Source organism: Streptomyces sp. TS71-3, assembly GCF_018327685.1.
GTDB lineage: Bacteria > Actinomycetota > Actinomycetes > Streptomycetales > Streptomycetaceae > Streptomyces.
Genome location: NZ_BNEL01000001.1, coordinates 3,536,616 through 3,554,353, shown reverse-complemented (window position 1 = coordinate 3,554,353; position 17,738 = coordinate 3,536,616). Strand labels below are relative to the sequence as shown.

The window sequence follows — 17,738 nt, the reverse complement described above, 5'->3', positions numbered from 1 at the left end:
CGCCACGGCCTACGCGCGTTCCGCCAGCAACTCCGCCAGGCGGTCGGCGAACCGGGTCAGCATGTCCAGCTCCGGCCCGCCGCGTGCCCGGCGGAAACCGTGGTTGCGGCCCCAGAACAGACGGCAGCGCGGCGTCGTGCCCCTGCCGTGCCGTGAAACGGGTCCGGTTGTTGGACGTGCCCGTGGTGCGGGAACGACGCCGTCCGGTCGACGGCGCTCCGCACGACGGCTCCCGCACCCCCGCCGCGAACACCCTGCCACCCACGCGGCCCCTCAGCCCGGTCACTTCAGCCCAGCGGCTCCCAGGCGAAGTCCTGCTCGACGCGGCGGACCCTGCCGAACGGGACGTCGGCGAAGTGCACGCCGAAGCCGACGGTCCCCTCGTCCGCAAGCTGTTCGAGAACACGGCGCCGCACGCGGGCGGAGGCATCGGCGTCCGGCTCGCCCACGATCGCCCAGTCCGGGTGGGCGACTTGCACGGGCGAGTGGAAGACGTCGGCAAAGGCGAAGAGGCGCGCGTCACCGGACGTGATCGTGTAGCCCGTCTGGCCATCCGTGTGACCGGGAAGCGCCACGGCCCGCACGCCCGGGAAGACCTCGTCGCCGTCCGCCACGATCTTCACACGGGGTTCGAGCGCGCGGATCACCTGCTCGGTCACGCCGTACGTGGTGTGGCGGCCGTCCCACTCGGCCCCCGAGAGAAGATAGTCCGCGTGCCCGAGGACGGGTGCCTCGGCGCCGGGCTCGGGATGCGCCGCCCACCCCACGTGCTCGACGTGCAGGTGCGTGAGGGCGACCGCCTCGACGGACTCCGGGGTGCGCCCCAGCTTCCTGAGACCGTCCAGGAAGGAGCCGCCGTACATGCTGGCCATTCCGTGGTCCATCGCCGAGACGGGCTCCGGGAACGGCCCGTAGCCGCAGTCCACGAGCATGGCTCGCCCGCCGTGTTCGATCAGGAGCCCGCCGGCGCTGATCGTCAGCCAGCCGGACGCGTCCAGATACTGCGCGTTCTCCTCCCAGGTGGCCTGGGACGTGGCCGGGAACAAGCTCTGCGGGACCATTTTGACCGCGCCGTCGGGCACATGGCTCACTCGGTGCTCACCCACCTGGACGGTGTGGATACCACCGGGTCTGCGAAGCCTGTCGTTGTCGTGGAAAGCCATCCTCGGTCCTCTCGCTGCCGGCGCGGCCGTCGTGTTCCGTGGGCGGATCTCGCCCGTCCGCGATTCTTGCAGGGCGGGGGCTTCACCAGCCCGGTTGGTCTCGGGGACGCCGTGCTCAGTCGCAGGAACGCGACCCGCGCGTGACGCCCGGCGGTCGACGGCCTGCTGTCGCGATCCGGCGCGCCCGCTCGCCGTGGCCCCGAGCCCACGTCCTGTCCGGGCCCACCCGGGCCCACGTCCCGCTTGGGTCCCCAACTGGGCCCGGGAGCCCTGGGTTTGGGCCCGCCCCGATGTCTAGCCTTCCTCCAGGAGGGGCCCGTGCGAACGGGGCGGACGTGAGCCTCCACCAAGAGCGGTGACGCCTGTGCGCCGGTTGTGCGCCCGATGACAGGGGAGCGTTGGTGAGCCACACACCCGAGGCCCTTCTCTCGCCAGGCGCCATCGCGCGCTCCGGCTCCGGCTCCGGCTCCGGAACCGGTTCCGGAGCCGGAGCGGCCCGTGCCGGCGGTGCGGGAGCCATGCCGCGCGCGCTCGTCGCGGTGCGGATGCTGATGCATGTCCTGTTCGCCATGACGGTGTGGGGCGGGGCCGCCCTGTTCACCTGGGCCCTGACCGAGCACGCGGTGCACCCGGCGCTCTACGGCATCGCCGTCTACGGCCTGGCCCCCGGCATCGCCGGCTGGGCGCTCTCCTGGCGACTGAGGCGCGGCGGCCCGGCCGTCCTCGCCTCCCTCATCGTCGTCCAGGCGTGGCTGCTCGCCAACAGCGTCATCGAGCTGGCCGGCGGCAGCGACCGCGGCTGGACGCAGATGCTGCTGCCTGCCGCGGTGCTGCTCCTGCTGCTCCGCCCGGAGAGCCGCGCGTGGTTCCAGCTCCCGGCGGACCGGCGGGCGCGCCGCAGCGGGGAGCCCGGCGCCGCCCGCTTCCCGCGTCTCGCCGGCATCCGCCTCCCGCGTCCCGCGGACATCGGGCGCCTCGCCAGCGTCCGGCGTCCGCGGCCGAGGGTTCGCTTCTCCCTCGCCCACATGATCACGTGGCGGCGGGACCGGGGCCAGTCGGCGGTCGAGTACGTCGGTCTGGTCATCCTGATCAGCACGGTCGTCCTGGGCCTGATGGTCAGCGGGACCGCCGGACGCGTGGCGGACGGCTTCGAGACCGCCGTCTGCTCGGTCATCGGCGGCGACTGCAAGAACTCCCACGACGGCACGAACGGCGCCCCGGGCGCCACCGCGGGCCAGACCGGCGGCAGCAACGGCGGCAACGGCACGACAGGCGGTCACGCCTCCAGCGGGGACGACGGCGGGTCCGGCGGCGCATCGGGCGGCAACAGCGGCTCCGGAGGCGACTCGGGCGGCGACTCCGGCGGGAACTCGGGTTCCAACGGCGGAAATGGCGGGAACGGCGGGGACTCCGGGGGCGACAACGGCTCCAGTGGTGGGGACTCCGGCAGCAGCGGAGGGGGCGACAGCGGAGGCGACTCGGGGGACTCCGGCGGCGACTCGGGCAGCGACGGCGGTTCCGACGGCGGCGACTCGGGCAGCGACGGCGGCTCCAGCGGCTCGAACGGCGGCGACAACGGCTCCAGCGGCGGAGACTCCGGCAGCAACGGCGGCAGCGACGGCGGCGACTCGGGCGGGAGCGACGGCGGGAGCAACGGAAGCTCCGGAGGCTCCGACGGAGGCGACTCGGGCGGGGACAACGGCGGCAACTCCGGGGGAGACGACGGGGGCGACAGCGGCGGAGACTCGGGGAACTCCGGCGGAGACAGCGGCTCGAACGGAGGAGATTCGGGCAGCGACGGAGGTGACTCCGGCAGCAGCGGAGGGAACTCCGGCGGGGACTCGGGAGGCGACTCCGGGGGCGACGACGGGGGCGACAGCGGCGGCGACTCGGGCGGCGACGACGGCGGAGACGACGGCGGCGTGAACAACTGCTTCTCCTGCCCGCCGTGCGGCATCTTCCAGAGCCCTCTCTGCGACCCCAACGGCGACAGCGGAGGCGACTCCGGCAGCGACGGAGGCTCCAGCGGCGGGGACTCCGGCAGCAACGGCGGCGATGACGGCGGGAGCGACGGAGGCGACTCGGGCGGAGACGACGGAGGCGACAGCGGCGGAGACAACGGGGGTGACGACGGCGACGATGACGATGACGGCGGCGTGAACAACTGCTTCTCCTGCCCGCCGTGCGGCATCTACCAGAGCCCCCTCTGCGACCCCAACGGCGACGACGGAGGCGACTCCGGCGGAGACTCCGGCAGCGACGGAGGCGATTCGGGCGGAGACGGCGGAAGCGACTCCGGCGGAGACGGGGACGACAACCAGCCCACCCCCGGCCCGGACCAGTGCATCAACGACTTGCTCTTCAAGCTGTGCATGCCCGGACCGCCCGGCGGCCCGCTGCCCGGCATCCCGCCGTGGATCATCCCGGGCATCGGCCCGCTCCCGCTCCCCCTTCCGCCGGACCCGGGCCCGGGCCAGGGCCCGCCCGACGGCTGCGACACCGCGGCGGTGCTACCCGGCACGCAGGGGTCCTCCGGCGGCCCGGACAGCCTGGTCCTGGCCCTGGCCGGCGGTCACGGGGTGGCCGTGGCGTCCCTGCACGGCGACGTACAGGCCGCGGGCAACACGCCGTGCAATCCCCCCAAGAACAAGCCCAAGGACCCGCTCAAGGTGGCCGCGGACAAGTCCGTGGACGTGGACGACATCCCGGACGAGGCGGTCTGGCGCACCGGCGACGACCCGCTGTACCGCAACGACAACCGCCCGCCGTTCGGTCCGAACGGGATCTTCGAGACGGGGTTCGAGCCCAAGAACCCAGACAACATGGACCTGTACGACTTCCTGGAGAACAACACGCCGTCCGGCTACGTCTCGACCACGGAGGACCAGAACCTGGGCTGGGGATCCCGGTACGTGTACGAGATCGACGCTCCGGGCGGGATCGACGTCAACGCGACCTACGGCGCCAACAGTCCCTTCCCCGGTGAACAGGAGATCTCCTTCCCCGGCGGCATCCGCACGGAGAACATCAAGGGCGTGTACGACACTCAGACGAAGAAGTTCATCCCCAACCCGAACTACGACCCGAACGCGAAATGACAGAGACGACGGAACCGCGAGTGAGGGAACCGATGGCCGGACGAGTGACGGAACGGCAGGGAGGCGTGAGCCGGCAGCATGGCTGAGGAACTGCTCGGCAGCCGCGAGGACGTGCCGGCCGTACGGCACGAGCGACCCGCCGAGCCCGCTGAACGCACGGAGCGCACGGAGCGCACGGAGAACGCCACCGTGGCGGTGGCCTGGTGGCTGGACGCCCAGGACTCGCTGCCGTACCGGCTGAGTGCCACAGGTCCGTGGGGCACGGCGGAGGCCCGCGGCCACGACCTGTGGGCCGCGCTGGCACAGGTGCGCGGGGTGCTGGAGGCGGACGGCTGGCTGCTCGCCGTCAACGCCGCACGTCCCGACGTACTCCAGAGCGGCATGCTCAGGGACAGCGGCAGCACGCGCGCGTACCGGGTCCGTACGGGCGAGCGGGCCTCCCAGGACAGCATGGTGGACCTCTTCGACGCCGCCGACGCGGACGCCGTGCTGACCGTGGCCGCCCAGTCCGAGGCGCACGCGCGGTGGCGTGCCTCGGTGCGCTCGCGAGGCGCGGGGAGGTAACGACAGGTTCAATCCGGCCAGGGCGGGGCACGCTCTGAGCGTCCGTGGCGCGTCGGGCGATCACCGGCTTTGGAGAGAGGGCAGCACCATGCACGACTACGACCTGCTGGTCGTAGGGTCGGCCAACGCCGATCTGGTGATCGGCGTGGATCGCCGCCCCGGTCCCGGTGAGACGGTGCTCGGCTCCGACCTGGCGGTCCACCCCGGTGGCAAGGGGGCGAACCAGGCGGCGGCCGCGGCCCGCCTCGGCGCCCGCACGGCCCTGCTCGCGCGGGTGGGAAACGATGTCTACGGCCGCCTGCTGCTGGACTCGCAGCACTCCGCGGGCGTGGACACCGTCGGCGTTCTGGTCGGCGGCGCGCCCACCGGCGTCGCGTTGATCACGGTGGATCCGTCGGGGGACAACAGCATCGTGGTCTCCCCGGGTGCCAACGCCCGGCTGGCGCCGGAGGACGTGGCCGCGGCGGGCAGCCTGCTGTGCACGGCGCGGGTGGTCTCGGCGCAGTTGGAGATCCCGGTGGAGACGGTCGTGGAGGTGGTGCGGAACCTCCCTCCGGAGGTCCGCTTCACCCTCAACCCGTCCCCGCCCGTCCCGCTCCCGTCCGAGCTGCTCTCGGCCTGCGACCCGCTGATCGTCAACGAGCACGAGGCCCGTGTCCTGCTGGGGCGCCGCGCCCCCGTGGACGGCGAGCCGAAGGACTGGATCCGTGCACTGCTGGCCCTGGGCCCCCGCTCGGTGGTGATCACCCTGGGCGCGGAGGGCGCCCTCGTCGCGGAGAGCAGTATCAAGGGCTCCGGCGGCGAGCCGGTACACGTGCCGTCGGTGCCGGTGAAGGCGGTCGACACGACCGGCGCGGGCGACGCCTTCGCGGCGGCCCTCGCCTTCCGGCTGAGCGCGGGCGAGGACCTCGCAACGGCGGCGGCCTTCGCCGCCCGCGTCGGCGCCGCCACCGTCACGAGACCCGGGGCCCAGGCGTCCTTCCCCACCCAGGCGGAGGTGGCGGAGCTGGGCGTGGTGAGCCAGCCGTGACCCTCCCGCGCCGCCCGGTCCCGCGGAACCCCGGCCCCCGGCCTCGGCTTCGACGGGACGAGACCTCGGGCCCCTGTCGGACCGCGTCCGCTCGCTGGAGATCCCGTAGGAACTCGCTAGAGACCCCGTAGGAAACGGTCCACGCTCCCGGTGAAGCCCTCCGGGTCGTCGAGCCAGGGATAGTGCCCCGCGCCGGTCTGGACGGTCAGTTCCGCGCGCCGGAAGAGGCCGGCGATCGTGGCGGCGATGCGCGGCAGCGGGCCGCCGTCCAGCTCGCCCCCGAGGACCAGTACCGGCACGTCCCAGGCCGCCACGACGGCCCGCGCCGCGGCGGGGTCGAACGCCTCGGGGGGCGCGTACAGTTCCGCGGCCGCCTCGTTGGACTGTGCGGCGTCCTCGGCCGCGTGGGCCTGCGCGACGGCGTCCCAGTGGCCGTAGAAGAAGGGCGCGGCCTCGTCGAAGTCGGCGTCGGTGGCGGTCCCCGCCCAGATCCTCTCGTAGGGCCCGCGCGCTGTCTCGAACCACGGCTCATGGCTGCGCCGGGCGCCCGCTTCCGCGCGGTGCCGCGCGGTGAAGTCGACGCCGAGCGCGCGGGCGCGCGCCGTGACGAGCGTGAGGCTCCGGACGCGCTCCGGGTGCCGGGTGGCGTACAGCAGCGCGAGGTCGCCGCCCGCGGAGTGGGCGAGGAGGTCGACGCGTTCCAGGCCGAGGTGTTCGCGCAGGGCCTCCACGTCGGCTGCCTGCCGGTCGCAGCGGTACGTGGCCGGGTCGGCGGGCGTCTCGGACGCGCCGGTGCCGCGCAGGTCGAGAAGGACGGTCCCCCGTCGCCGCGCGAGTCCGCCGAGGTCGCCCAGGTAGGCGGAGGCGCGCATCGGCCCGCCGGGCACGCACACCAGCGGCGCGCGCTGTCCTGGGGCGCGTTCTCCCACGAGGTGGTACGCGAGCCGGGTGCCGTCGGCGGCGGTGAAGGTGGGCATGGCCCATTCTGCTGAGGGACCTGCCAAGGCCGTCAACGGGGATTCGGCGCGGGCACGCCCGTCTCGGAAACACCGAGGAGGCGCGAGCACACCCTTCTTGGAAACACCGAGGGGGCCGGACTCGTCAGTCCGGCCCCCATCGGCTCCCCCTCCACATATCAAGACCCCGCGATCCCCCCAGATCCCCCACCCGGAAGCCCTGACGAGAAGTACGACAACCTACGCACCCGTAAGGTTGCGCGAGCGATAGAAGTTTTTTGCGGGAATCACTGACCGGATTTGCGTCGCCACGGGGTGGTACGGACCGGCCCCGAGGGAAAGGCGCCGGGGCGCGTCAGCCGGCCCGGCGGCCGCCTGCCGCGCGGGCGGCGCGGAGCAGTGCCGCCCCGGCCAGGAAGGTCGCCAGGGCCGCGGCCGGCAGTCCGAGCGGGCCGCGGTGGGTCGGATGGGCGACGGCCACGCCCAGCAGGCCGAGCACGCAGGCGGCGTAGCCGGCGACGGTCGCCGCGGCGCGCGGCCGGGGGCGGCCGAGCACCGCCGGCGTCCACCACGCGCGCGGGGCTCGGGCGCGCCGCAGGCCGCGCGTCTCGATCCGGCCGAACACCGCCAGCAGGGCGACGAGCACGGTGAGGCTCAGGGCGAGCCACAGCGGCTTCCACGACAGCCATGCCCCGGTGTGCTGGGGAGGCCGGGGCAGCGGGAGGAGTCCGAGACCGCTCACGGCCGCGATGACGAGCACCAGCGCGGTCAGGTGCCACAGCAGGACGCTCAGGATCACGGCGTTCACGGCGATCACGGCCGTCCATGGGACGCGGCGCTTCAGGAACCGCTCCCCCGCGTCGCGCAGCAGGAGCACCAGCCCGAGCTGGGCCGTGGCCCACGACGTCAGGGCGAGCGTCGGCGGCGCGAGGTTCCGCAGGTGTTCGCCGGGGAAGTCGACCATGCTGATCGAGTACGGCCCGGCCACGGTCAGCAGCACCGCCGCCCCCGCCCCCGTCACCAGCAGCGGCACGGCCACGCGCGGCCGGACCGGCAGCGTCCCGTCCTGCCAGGCGAAGCCCATCTGGTGCATCGCCACCCAGGCGAACAGGTAGTTCCCCATCTGGAGGGCCGGCACGTCGAACGCCAGCCGTGCCGTGTCCCCCGCGGCGACCAGCACCACGAGCGCCGCCGGCACGGCCGGCCCCGCCCGGCGGTGCAGGCGGTGCGTGAGCGGCGTCAGGAAGACGACGACGAGGTAGACGAGCAGGAACCACAGCGGGATCGTGGCGAGCCACACCCCGCGGCCCACCACGTCGGAATCGGCGCCCGCGAGATGAGCGACCAGAGCGGCGGCGGCCAGCGTCACGAGCAGCGCGGTCGTCGGCCGCACCAGCCGCGCGCTGCGGTCCAGGAGCCAGTCTCCGGCGCCGCCGCCCCCGCGCAGGTGCGAGGTGAGCGAGGCGGCGTTGGCGAACCCGCCCACGATGAAGAAGACCGGCAGCACCTGGACCAGCCAGGTGATCGGACGCCCCCAGCGCAGCACTTCCAGCGCGCTGAAGCCGTGCACGCCGCCGTCCCCGCCGGTCACGACGATCACCATCCAGTGGCCGAGCACCACGATGAGGATGGCGACCGCCCGCAGCAGGTCGATGAAGCGTTCCCGCCCGGGTGGCGTGCGCTCCGCGATCTCGTGCAGGCGGTGCATGCGGCCATCGTAGGAGCGGCGTCCGGCGAACACGGGCAACCGGCGGCCTCGGGGGCGCGCGGCGGGTTTGCGGTGCCGTCGGCCTCAGAAGTCGTCCTGCCGCTCCTCTCGGGCGACGACGACGGTGAGGCGGTCCGGGTCCTCGGGCACCCACCGTTCGGTGCCGTACAGGGCGCGCAGGACGAGCCGTCCCGACTGGACGTCGGTGACGATGGCCTCGCGCCCCCGCGCCTCGTCGTGGACCCGGTCGCCCACCCAGGGGCGCGGCGTGCGCTGCGCACCACTCACCGGCCCGCACCTCCTTCCGCCTGCGTGCCCACCAGTTCGCCCCACACCCGCTTGCCGCACGGAAGCGGATCCGTGCCCCAGCGGTCGGCGAGTGCGGCGACGAGGGCGAGGCCGCGCCCCCGCACGTCGTCGGCGGCGGCGCGCCGCGGTACCGGCCGCTCGCGCGAGGCGTCCGCCACGCCGATGCGGACCCGCCCGGCGTCCGGACGGGTGACGCTGACGTGGATCCGCCGGCACCGGGAGTGCCGCCAGGCGTTGGCGACCAGTTCGGAGACGATCGTCTCGCCGTCGTCGGCGAGGCGGTCGAGGCCCCAGGCGGCGAGTGCGGTACGCACCAGCTGCCGGGCCTGCCGCGCGCTCTGCGGCGCGCACGGCAGCGTTTCGGTGTATCCGGGGTGCCCTGTCGGGCGGGCGGTTGCGCTCACGGTCATCCGGACCTCGTTGCGGTGAGGAGTGCGGAGGGTTGCGGTGAGTCAACGACGGACGCTCACGCAGAGCGAGGGTCATCACGCGCTGCGTGATGATCGCCGAACCGGAAATTTCTGGTGTAGTGGGTTTTTTCCACGGCCGGTGCCGTGTCTACTGTGTGGCCATGGAGGACAACGACATCCTCAAGAGGCGTATGGCGGAGGCGGGTTACACCCAGGCGGAACTGGCCGAGGCCGTCAACGCCGACTTACGGGCCTGTGGCCACGAGGGCACGGTCAGCGACCGCACCGTACGGAACTGGCTGACGGGAAAGACACGGTGGCCGCACCGGCGGCAGCGGGCAGCATTGGAAGCGGTGTTCCAGTGTCCGGTCACCGAACTGGGTTTCGTGCCGTGGCGCGAGGCCCCGCCTTCGGCATCCGAGGAGGTTACGTTGCAGCGTCGTCGTTTCCTTTTCGCGTCCGCGGGTACAGCGCTGGGAGCTTCCGCCGACCGGGCCCGCCACCGCGTGGGGATGAGCGATGTCGATCGGCTGCTCGCCAAATTCAGCGTCCTTATTGTGAGCGATCACCGGTACGGCGGCAGATTGACCATCGAGTCCCAGGCTGCGGCTCTCGCCGGTGAGGCTCTTGCTCTTCAAGCGCGCGGCACAGCTGGTCAGAGAGTGCGCTGCGCCTTGTACGCGTGCGCGGCCTCGTTCACCTCAAGTGCCCTGTGGGCGGCGATCGACGGGCGGCGGTTCGGTGTCGCTCAGCGGCATTTCGAACGAGCGGCGAGTCTGGCCGCCATGTCCGGTGAACTCACCATCCAGTTCCGCATCTGGTCCCATGCGGGGAGCCTGTACCGGCACATGGCACGGCCGATCGATGCTCTGGCAGCCAACGACGTGGCGCGAAACTTGCACATCGCCCGGCGCGACCCGATGTTCGCTTCTTTGGGACACGCCCGGCACGCCGCCATCCTCGGGCTCACCGGCGACGCGCGAGCCGTGCGGCAGACTCTCGGCCACGCGCAGGAAGCGCTGGAGGCCTCAGATCCCGCAGAGCAGCGGCCGATGTGGATGAACGCCTTCTACGACCGGGCGGAACTGCACAGCCTCGCCTTGGCAGCGTGCTTGGCCCTCGGGGACTACGAGGCCGCCGAAGCTCATGGCCACAGCAGCCTGGCACTGGTCCGTCCCGAGATGCAGCGCAGCAGGGCCATCACGACGGCCCGACTGGCACAAGCCCAACTCGGACAGGGTGAGTTGGAGTCGGCTGTCGCCACGGCCATGTCCGTCCCCGCGGACGTAGCCGCCGAACATCCCCGCATCACCGGGATGATGCAGGAGTTCGGTGCCGCTCTCGGCCTCCTCGACGCGTCCGGCCCACACGCCCAAGTCTGGGGACAGTATGTCCACGACCGCCAAAGGAATCCTCAGTGACATCAGAAGGCATCGAACTTCGCCACGTCACCCGCATCGACGAGGCGTGGACCACGCTCATCGAGGTCTATGCCGAGGTGCGGGCTGATCAGCTTCACCAGCCGCACTACTCGGTGGAACGGTACGGGGAACGATTGGCTCGGCACGCCACCGAGGCAGGTTGGGAGGCCGTCATCGGGTTCGACGGAGCCGAGCCGGTGGGCTATGCCTACGTGAACACGTTGCTTCGAGACGACCGCTGGTGGAGTCGGATGGCGACTCCCCTGCCGGAGGGCTGCACGGACACGTCCACTGTGGCGCTCAAGGAGATCATGGTGCGCGTCCCGTGGCGCGGTACCGGGACGGCTTTGCGTATCCACGATGAACTCCTCACGCACCGCCAAGAAGAACAGGTCACCCTCCTGGTGAATCCCCTCGCCGGGAACGGCAAGGTCAAGGCCCTGTACGAGCGCTGGGGCTACAAGGAGATCAGCACACAGCAACCGGCCGCCGACGGCCCCGTCCTCACCGCCATGCTGCGCGCCACGCGCACCATCGCCGAAGCCGCCGGATAGCCCCGCGCGCGGGCCCGGCGGCAGCCGCGAGCACACACAGGGCCGGACCCGCCAGGCGGGAGCTAAGCGGCGTGCTCCACGTACCTGCGCACCGTCTCCGCGAGGACCTCGCGGCCGTCGCGGGCCCACAGGACGTCGTTGAAGAGCTCGACCTCGATGGGGCCCTCGTACCCCGCCGCCTCCACGTAGCCGCGCCACTCGCGCATGTCCACCGCTCCGTCGCCGATCTGGCCGCGGCCGTTGAGGACGCCCTCGGGCAGGGGGGTGGTCCAGTCGGCGAGCTGGAAGGCGGCGATGCGGCCGCCGCGGCCCGCGCGGGCGATCTGGGCGGGCGCCTGGTCGTCCCACCAGATGTGGTACGTGTCCACGCAGACGCCGACCTGCTCGGCCGGGAAGCGTTCGGCGAGGTCGAGCGCCTGGGTGAGGGTGGAGACGACGCAGCGGTCGGAGGCGAACATGGGGTGCAGGGGTTCGACGGCGAGCCGCACGTCGCGTTCGGCGGCGTAGGGCGCGAGCTCGGCGAGGGCGTCGGCGATGCGTTCGCGGGCGCCGGTGAGGTCGCGGCTGCCGGGCGGCAGGCCGCCGGAGACGAGCACGAGCACGTGGGTGCCCAGGGCGGCCGCCTCGTCGATGGCCGCCCTGTTGTCGTCGATGGCCGCCACGCGCGCGTGCGGGTCGGTCGCGGTGAGGAAGCCGCCTCGGCAGAGGCTGGTGACGGTGAGCCCCGCGTCGCGGACCAGCCCCGCGGTGTACTCCAGGCCGTGGGCGTGGACGGGCTCGCGCCACAGGCCGACGCCCCGTACGCCGAGGTCGGTGCAGGCGGCGACGAGTTCGGGCATGCCGAGCTGCTTCACCGTCATCTGGTTGATGCTGAACCGCGCGGGCGCGGGGGCGTGCTCCCCTGTGGGGCTCTGGACGTCGGTCACCGGGTGACTCCGTAGAGGCCGAGCAGGTTCGCCATACGGGACTCGGCGAGTTCCGGGTCGGGGAAGAGGCCCAGGGAGTCGGCGAGTTCGTAGGCGCGGGCGAAGTGCGGCAGCGAGCGGGCGGACTGCTGGCCGCCCACCATCGCGAAGTGGTCCTGGTGGCCGGCGAGCCAGGCCAGGAAGACGACCCCGGTCTTGTAGAACCGCGTCGGCGCCTGGAAGAGGTGCCGGGACAGCTCCACGGTGGGGTCCAGCAGCGCCCGGAAGCCCTTTGTGTCGCCAGTGTCCAAGACGCGGACGGCCTGGGCTGCGAGCGGGCCCAGCGGGTCGAAGATGCCGAGCAGCGCGTGGCTGAAGCCGCGCTCGTCCCCCGCGATCAGCTCCGGGTAGTTGAAGTCGTCGCCCGTGTAGCAGCGCACTCCCCGGGGCAGCCTGCGCCGCAGCGCGATCTCACGTCCGGCGTCCAGGAGGGAGATCTTGATGCCGTCGACCTTGTCGGGGTGGGCGGCGATCACCTCCAGGAAGGTGTCCGTGGCGGCGTCCAGGTCGGCGCTGCCCCAGTAGCCCTCCAGGGCGGGGTCGAACATCGGGCCGAGCCAGTGCAGGACCACCGGCTCCGCCGCCTGCCGCAGCAGGTGCCCGTACACCTGGAGGTAGTCCTCCGGGCCGCGGGCGACGGCCGCGAGCGCCCTGGACGCCATCAGGATCGCCTGCGCGCCGGTCTCCTCGACGAGCGCCAGTTGCTCCTCGTAGGCGGCGCGCACCGAGGCGAGGGAGGCCGTGTGGGACGCGAGCTGGTCGGTGCCGACGCCGCAGGCGATGTGGCCGCCGCTCGCGCGTGCCTCGGCGGCCGAGCGCCGGATCAGCTCCGCCGCGCCCGCCCAGTCGAGGCCCATGCCGCGCTGGGCGGTGTCCATGGCCTCGGCGACCCCGAGGCCGTGCGACCACAGGTGGCGGCGGAACGCGAGCGTGGCGTCCCAGTCGACGGCCGCGGGCGAGTCCGGCGAGACGTCCGCGAACGGGTCGGCCACCACATGGGCGGCGGCGAGCACCACCCGGGACGCGAGCGGGGCGGAGCCCGCGGCGACGGTCGACGGGCCGGTCCGGGGCGTGTACGCGCGGAGGGCGCCGGTGGCGTCGGGCAGGTGGAGGGTCACCGGGCGCCCTCCGGGCCGTCCAGGCGCAGTTCCGGCACGGCGAGCCTGCGGCCCTCGGCCGAGGACTTCAGGCCGAGTTCGGCGAGTTGCACCCCGCGCGCGCCGGCGAGCAGGTCCCAGGAGTAGGGCGCGCCGGCGTAGACGTGCTTCAGGAAGAGCTCCCACTGCGCCTTGAAGCCGTTGTCGAACTCGGCGTTGTCCGGGACCTCCTGCCACTGGTCGCGGAAGCGCACGGGGGTGGGCAGGTCCGGGTTCCAGACCGGCTTGGGGGTGGCGCCCCGGTGCTGGACGCGGCAGGTGCGCAGGCCCGCGACGGCTGAGCCGTGCGTGCCGTCCACCTGGAACTCGACCAGCTCGTCGCGGGCGACCCGCACGGCCCACGAGGAGTTGATCTGGGCGACGATGCCGCCCTCCAGCTCGAAGATGCCGTACGCGGCGTCGTCGGCCGTGGCCTCGTAGGGCTCGCCCTGCTCGTCCCAGCGGCGCGGCAGGTGCGTGGCGGCGAGCGCCTGGACGGAGCGGACCGGACCGAAGATGTTGTGCAGGACGTACTCCCAGTGCGGGAACATGTCGACGACGATGCCGCCGCCGTCCTCCTTGCGGTAGTTCCAGGACGGGCGCTGCGCCTCCTGCCAGTCGCCCTCGAAGACCCAGTAGCCGAACTCGCCGCGCACCGAGAGGATCCGGCCGAAGAACCCGCCGTCCACGAGCCGCTTCAGCTTCCGCAGGCCCGGCAGGAACAGCTTGTCCTGGACGACGCCGTGCTTGATGCCCGCGTCCCGGGCGAGCCGGGCCAGCTCCAGGGCTCCGGCGAAGCCGGTGGCGGTCGGCTTCTCCGTGTAGATGTGCTTGCGGGCCGCGATCACCTTCTTGAGGGCGTCCTCGCGGGCCGCGGTCACCTGGGCGTCGAAGTAGATCTCCACGGAGTCGTCGGAGAGCACCGCGTCCAGGTCGGTGGTCCAGTGCGCGATGCCGTGCCGCTCGGCGATCGATTTGAGCGCCGCCTCGCGGCGGCCGACCAGCACGGGCTCGGGCCACAGCCGCGTGCCGTCGCCGAGGTCGAGGCCGCCCTCCTCCCGGATCGCGAGCAGGGAGCGGACGAGATGCTGCCGGTAGCCCATCCGGCCTGTGACGCCGTTCATGGCGATACGCACCGTCTTGCGTGTCACGAGTTTCCTTCCCTGCCCCTGGCCCGTCCGGGCGGACCCGGCGCGCACCCCGCTTAGCAAGCTCTATAGCAAGTTCTATAGCAAGCGCTTTCTACCAGGGGAGAAGCTAGCCTCTGCACAGCGGCTCGTGCAACACCTGGAGGATGACGAGATGACCGTGACCCTTGCGGACGTTGCGGCCCGCGCCCGGGTCTCCCCCGCCACCGTCTCCCGCGTGCTGAACGGGAACTACCCGGTGGCCGCCACCACCCGCGAGCGCGTGCTGCGCGCGGTGGACGAGCTGGACTACGTGCTGAACGGCCCGGCGAGCGCGCTTGCTGCCGCCGCCTCCGACCTGGTCGGCATCCTCGTCAACGACATCGCGGACCCGTTCTTCGGGATCATCGCCGGGGCGGTGCAGTCCGAGATCGGTCCCGGCGGGCGGGCCGGCGGGGAGCGGCTCGCGGTGGTCTGCAACACCGGCGGCTCCCCGGAGCGCGAGCTGATGTACCTCACGCTGTTGCAGCGGCAGCGGGCGGCGGCCGTGGTGCTCACCGGCGGCGCCGTGGAGAACCCGGAACACACCGCGGAGATGGGCACGAAGCTGCGCCGGCTCGGGGAGGCGGGCACCCGGGTCGTCCTCTGCGGGCGCCCGCCGGCACCGGACACCGGGGCGATCGCACTCACCTTCGACAACCGCGGCGGCGGCCTCAAGCTCACCGAGCACCTGCTGGCGCTCGGGCACCGCGGGATCGGCTACATCGCGGGCCCCGAGGAGCGCACCACCACCCGCCACCGCCTGGAGGGCCACCGCGCCGCCCTGTCCGCGCGCGGCATCCCCGACGACCCGCAGCTGACCCTGCACGGCCCCTACGACCGCCGTTCCGGCTATGACGCCACGCTGGAGCTGCTGCGCAGGGCCCCGGAGCTGACGGCCGTCGTCGCCGCCAACGACACCGTGGCCCTCGGCGCCTGCGCGGCCCTGCGCGACCAGGGGCTGCGCATCCCCGACGACGTCTCGGTGGCCGGCTTCGACGACCTCCCCTTCAGCATGGACGCCGTCCCCGCCCTCACGACGGTCCGCCTCCCCCTGGGGGCCGCGGGCGCCCGCGCGGGCCGCATCGCCATGGGCCGCGAGGACGCACCGCCCGGCGGGATCGCCACGGTGCAGGGGGAGTTGATGGTGCGGGGGTCGACGGGGGTGCCGGGGGCGGGGCGAGGGGCGACGTGAGGTGACGTGAGGTGTGACGTGAGGTGTGAGGTTCGGGCGTGAGGCCGCGGCGGGTCGGTCCCCCGCCTACTCTCCCGTCTCCCCTGCCTCTCCTGGCCCCCCTGCCTCTCCTGGCCCCCCTGGCTCCCTCGTCTCCAGTGGCTCCCCCGTCTCCCCTGGCTCCCGCGCCTGCTCGGGCGGGTCCGGAGCGAACCGGTACCCGATCCCGGGCTCGGTGATCAGATACCGGGGCCGGGACGGCACGGGCTCCAGCTTCCGGCGCAGGTTGGCCAGATGCACCCGCAGGTAGTTGGTCTCCCTCTCGTAGCGGGGCCCCCACACCTCCTGGAGCAACTGCCGTTGGGTGATCAGCCTCCCGGGGTTCCGCACCAGGATCTCCAGCAGGTGCCACTCCGTGGGCGTCAGCCGCGTCTGACCCGCCGCGGTCGTCACCCGCCGCGCGGCCAGGTCCACGGTGAACGCCGCGGTCGTGACGACCGGCTGCTCCTCGGCGGGCGCCGACCTCCGCAGCGCGGCCCGGATCCGCGCCAGCAGCTCGCCCATCCCGAACGGCTTGGTGATGTAGTCGTCGGCCCCGACGTCCAGCGCGTTGATCTTCACGGGCTCCTCGTGCCGTGCGGAGAGCACGATGATCGGCGCGCTCGACCACCCGCGCAGGCTCTCGATCACGGCGATCCCGTCCATGCCGGGCAGCCCGAGGTCGATCACGGCGAGGTCGGGCGGCGCGGCCGCGGCGGCGTCGAGCGCGCCCCGCACGTCCGTCGCCGTCACGGCCGTGTAGCCGCGGGCGGTGAGCGCGACGGTCAGGGCCCGCAGCAACTGCCGGTCGTCGTCGACGACGAGGACGCGGGTCACCGGGCCACCGCCACCGGAAGGGTGAGGGTCATGGTCAGTCCTCCACCGGGGGTGTCTCCGGGGGTCAGTGTGCCGTGCATGGCCTCGGTGAAGCCACGGGCGATGGCAAGGCCGAGACCCAGGCCCCGCCCGGCGTCCGGGTCGCCCAGCCGGGTGAACGGCGCGAAGATCCGCTCCTGCTGCTCGGCGGGGATGCCGGGGCCGTGGTCGACGATGTGCAGCCGCAGCCGGCCGTCCGCGCTCTCCGCTGCCAGCTCGACGGGGCGGTCCGGCGGGGAGGCCTCCAGGGCGTTGGCCACCAGGTTGGCGATCACCCGCTCCAGCAGCCCGGGGTCCGCCCAGGCCGCGGGCAGGTCCTCGGCGATGTCGAGCAGGGGGGCGCGCCCGGGTGGCACGGCGGTGTGCAACAGGGCGGTCGCGGCCACCTCGTCCAGGGTGACCGCGCGCGGGTGGACGCTGACCGCGCCTGCCTGCAGCCTGCTGATCGCAAGAAGGTTCTCCACCAGGTCGTTCATCTTGTCCGCCGACTCCTCGACGGTGGCGAGCAACTCCTCGCGCTGGTCCCCGGTCAGGGGCAGGTCCGGTTCGCGCAGGCTGGACACGCTCGCCTTGATGCCGGCCAGCGGGGTGCGCAGGTCGTGCCCGACGGCGGCCAGCAGTGCCGCCCGCACCTTGTCCGTCTCGGCCAGCTCCCGCGCGCGTGCGGCCTGGGCCGCGAGGCGCTCCGCCTCATGGCGCCAGCGGGCGATCAGGTCGACCGCGACGCTCACGGTCACCGACGACGCCACGTAGACCAGCACGGTGACGACAAGGTCGCGGTTGGCGACGTCCAGGGTGTGGTAGGGCGGGACGAAGAAGAAGTTCACCAGCAGGGTGGAGGCGACGGCCGCGGCGAGCCCCAGCCAGACGCCGCCGGCGGCGGCGATGACGACGATCGCGGCGAGGTACACGAGGACCACGTCCGCGAGCGAGAGCCCGCCGCGTGCCGCCACCAGGACGGCCGTGAGCGCGGCGATACCGGCGGCCGCCGCGCCGGTCGCGAGCCACGGGTGCCGCGGGCCGGGCCGGCGCGGTAGGCGGCCGCCCGGTGCTGGGATCCGGCCCTTCATGATCCCCACGCTAGCCGACGTCCGGAAACCGCATAGGGAGGCGGTGTCGCGGAAGGGCGCGTCGCCGGAGGAACCCCGCGTCAGAAGGAGCCCCTACCC

The 17,738-nt window shown here is 73.1% G+C and carries 15 protein-coding genes and 2 pseudogenes; 6 read left to right on the top strand and 11 right to left on the bottom strand.

Going from position 1 to position 17,738, the window contains the following annotated elements; translation table 11 throughout:
- Positions 1-9: 9 nt before the first annotated feature.
- Together Sm713_RS40380 and Sm713_RS14400 are read right to left on the bottom strand one after the other, a co-directional pair.
- Positions 10-120: pseudogene (locus tag Sm713_RS40380) on the bottom strand (kinase); the annotation flags it as partial.
- 167 nt (positions 121-287) lie between these two features.
- Positions 288-1,163, bottom strand: a complete 876-nt coding sequence (locus tag Sm713_RS14400) for an MBL fold metallo-hydrolase (RefSeq protein ID WP_212910021.1) — start codon at positions 1,161-1,163, stop codon at positions 288-290.
- A 401-nt stretch (positions 1,164-1,564) separates the two neighbouring features.
- On the opposite strand from Sm713_RS14400, the gene Sm713_RS14395 reads away from it, so the two are divergent.
- From Sm713_RS14395 to Sm713_RS14385, 3 genes are all read left to right on the top strand, one after another.
- Positions 1,565-4,261, top strand: a complete 2,697-nt coding sequence (locus Sm713_RS14395) for a hypothetical protein (protein ID WP_212910020.1) — start codon at positions 1,565-1,567, stop codon at positions 4,259-4,261.
- Between the two features lie 78 nt (positions 4,262-4,339).
- A complete protein-coding gene (locus Sm713_RS14390) occupies positions 4,340-4,825 on the top strand; it encodes a hypothetical protein (protein ID WP_212910019.1) in 486 nt (161 codons plus the stop codon).
- 88 nt (positions 4,826-4,913) lie between these two features.
- The gene (locus Sm713_RS14385; protein WP_212910018.1) at positions 4,914-5,855 is read left to right on the top strand and encodes a ribokinase; all 942 of its coding nucleotides are present in this window, start codon (positions 4,914-4,916) and stop codon (positions 5,853-5,855) included.
- Between the two features lie 116 nt (positions 5,856-5,971).
- Here the strand turns inward: Sm713_RS14385 and Sm713_RS14380 are convergent, their stop codons facing one another.
- From Sm713_RS14380 to Sm713_RS14365, 4 genes are all read right to left on the bottom strand, one after another.
- Entirely contained in the window at positions 5,972-6,832 is an 861-nt protein-coding gene (locus Sm713_RS14380) for an alpha/beta fold hydrolase (protein WP_212910017.1), read from the bottom strand.
- Positions 6,833-7,166: 334 nt separating this feature from the next.
- A complete protein-coding gene (locus tag Sm713_RS14375) occupies positions 7,167-8,519 on the bottom strand; it encodes an acyltransferase (RefSeq protein WP_212910016.1) in 1,353 nt (450 codons plus the stop codon).
- 84 nt (positions 8,520-8,603) lie between these two features.
- Positions 8,604-8,807, bottom strand: coding sequence for a hypothetical protein (locus tag Sm713_RS14370; protein ID WP_212910015.1), 204 nt, complete (start codon positions 8,805-8,807; stop codon positions 8,604-8,606).
- Positions 8,804-9,238, bottom strand: a complete 435-nt coding sequence (locus Sm713_RS14365) for an ATP-binding protein (RefSeq protein WP_212910014.1) — start codon at positions 9,236-9,238, stop codon at positions 8,804-8,806. Before Sm713_RS14365 ends, Sm713_RS14370 begins: the two co-directional genes overlap by 4 nt.
- Positions 9,239-9,399: 161 nt before the next feature.
- Here Sm713_RS14365 and Sm713_RS14360 point away from each other — a divergent pair, with 161 nt between their 5' ends.
- Together Sm713_RS14360 and Sm713_RS14355 are read left to right on the top strand one after the other, a co-directional pair.
- Positions 9,400-10,659 carry a helix-turn-helix transcriptional regulator gene (locus tag Sm713_RS14360; RefSeq protein ID WP_212910013.1) on the top strand — a complete coding sequence of 420 codons (1,260 nt, stop codon included), beginning with the start codon at positions 9,400-9,402 and terminating at the stop codon, positions 10,657-10,659.
- Entirely contained in the window at positions 10,656-11,213 is a 558-nt protein-coding gene (locus Sm713_RS14355) for a GNAT family N-acetyltransferase (RefSeq protein ID WP_212910012.1), read from the top strand. Before Sm713_RS14360 ends, Sm713_RS14355 begins: the two co-directional genes overlap by 4 nt.
- 62 nt (positions 11,214-11,275) lie before the next feature.
- Here the strand turns inward: Sm713_RS14355 and Sm713_RS14350 are convergent, their stop codons facing one another.
- From Sm713_RS14350 to Sm713_RS14340, 3 genes are all read right to left on the bottom strand, one after another.
- The gene (locus Sm713_RS14350; protein ID WP_212912003.1) at positions 11,276-12,073 is read right to left on the bottom strand and encodes a sugar phosphate isomerase/epimerase; all 798 of its coding nucleotides are present in this window, start codon (positions 12,071-12,073) and stop codon (positions 11,276-11,278) included.
- A 62-nt stretch (positions 12,074-12,135) separates the two neighbouring features.
- Complete coding sequence (locus Sm713_RS14345; protein WP_212910011.1) at positions 12,136-13,296, bottom strand: dihydrodipicolinate synthase family protein; 1,161 nt, start codon at positions 13,294-13,296, stop codon at positions 12,136-12,138.
- Positions 13,293-14,465 (bottom strand): Gfo/Idh/MocA family protein, encoded by a 1,173-nt coding sequence (locus tag Sm713_RS14340; protein WP_212910010.1) that lies wholly within the window; start codon positions 14,463-14,465, stop codon positions 13,293-13,295. Before Sm713_RS14340 ends, Sm713_RS14345 begins: the two co-directional genes overlap by 4 nt.
- A 151-nt stretch (positions 14,466-14,616) precedes the next feature.
- Here Sm713_RS14340 and Sm713_RS14335 point away from each other — a divergent pair, with 151 nt between their 5' ends.
- Positions 14,617-15,675: a LacI family DNA-binding transcriptional regulator gene (locus Sm713_RS14335; protein ID WP_212910009.1), complete on the top strand. Its 1,059-nt coding sequence runs from the start codon at positions 14,617-14,619 to the stop codon at positions 15,673-15,675.
- A gap of 189 nt (positions 15,676-15,864) precedes the next feature.
- On the opposite strand, the pseudogene Sm713_RS14330 reads toward Sm713_RS14335, so the two are convergent.
- Positions 15,865-16,530: pseudogene (locus tag Sm713_RS14330) on the bottom strand (response regulator); the annotation flags it as partial.
- Positions 16,527-17,639: an ATP-binding protein gene (locus Sm713_RS14325; protein WP_212910007.1), complete on the bottom strand. Its 1,113-nt coding sequence runs from the start codon at positions 17,637-17,639 to the stop codon at positions 16,527-16,529. The gene Sm713_RS14325 and the pseudogene Sm713_RS14330, both read right to left, overlap by 4 nt.
- Positions 17,640-17,738: the final 99 nt, after the last annotated feature.

What these genes read in the sequence shown, in the direction of transcription:
- Sm713_RS14400 (WP_212910021.1), bottom strand. Translation starts at nt 1,163, where the DNA reads ATGGCTTTCCACGACAACGACAGGCTTCGCAGACCCGGTGGTATCCAC.
- Sm713_RS14390 (WP_212910019.1), top strand. Translation starts at nt 4,340, where the DNA reads ATGGCTGAGGAACTGCTCGGCAGCCGCGAGGACGTGCCGGCCGTACGG.
- Sm713_RS14385 (WP_212910018.1), top strand. Translation starts at nt 4,914, where the DNA reads ATGCACGACTACGACCTGCTGGTCGTAGGGTCGGCCAACGCCGATCTG.
- Sm713_RS14380 (WP_212910017.1), bottom strand. Translation starts at nt 6,832, where the DNA reads ATGCCCACCTTCACCGCCGCCGACGGCACCCGGCTCGCGTACCACCTC.
- Sm713_RS14375 (WP_212910016.1), bottom strand. Translation starts at nt 8,519, where the DNA reads ATGCACCGCCTGCACGAGATCGCGGAGCGCACGCCACCCGGGCGGGAA.
- Sm713_RS14365 (WP_212910014.1), bottom strand. Translation starts at nt 9,238, where the DNA reads ATGACCGTGAGCGCAACCGCCCGCCCGACAGGGCACCCCGGATACACC.
- Sm713_RS14360 (WP_212910013.1), top strand. Translation starts at nt 9,400, where the DNA reads ATGGAGGACAACGACATCCTCAAGAGGCGTATGGCGGAGGCGGGTTAC.
- Sm713_RS14350 (WP_212912003.1), bottom strand. Translation starts at nt 12,073, where the DNA reads ATGACGGTGAAGCAGCTCGGCATGCCCGAACTCGTCGCCGCCTGCACC.
- Sm713_RS14335 (WP_212910009.1), top strand. Translation starts at nt 14,617, where the DNA reads ATGACCGTGACCCTTGCGGACGTTGCGGCCCGCGCCCGGGTCTCCCCC.
- Sm713_RS14325 (WP_212910007.1), bottom strand. Translation starts at nt 17,639, where the DNA reads ATGAAGGGCCGGATCCCAGCACCGGGCGGCCGCCTACCGCGCCGGCCC.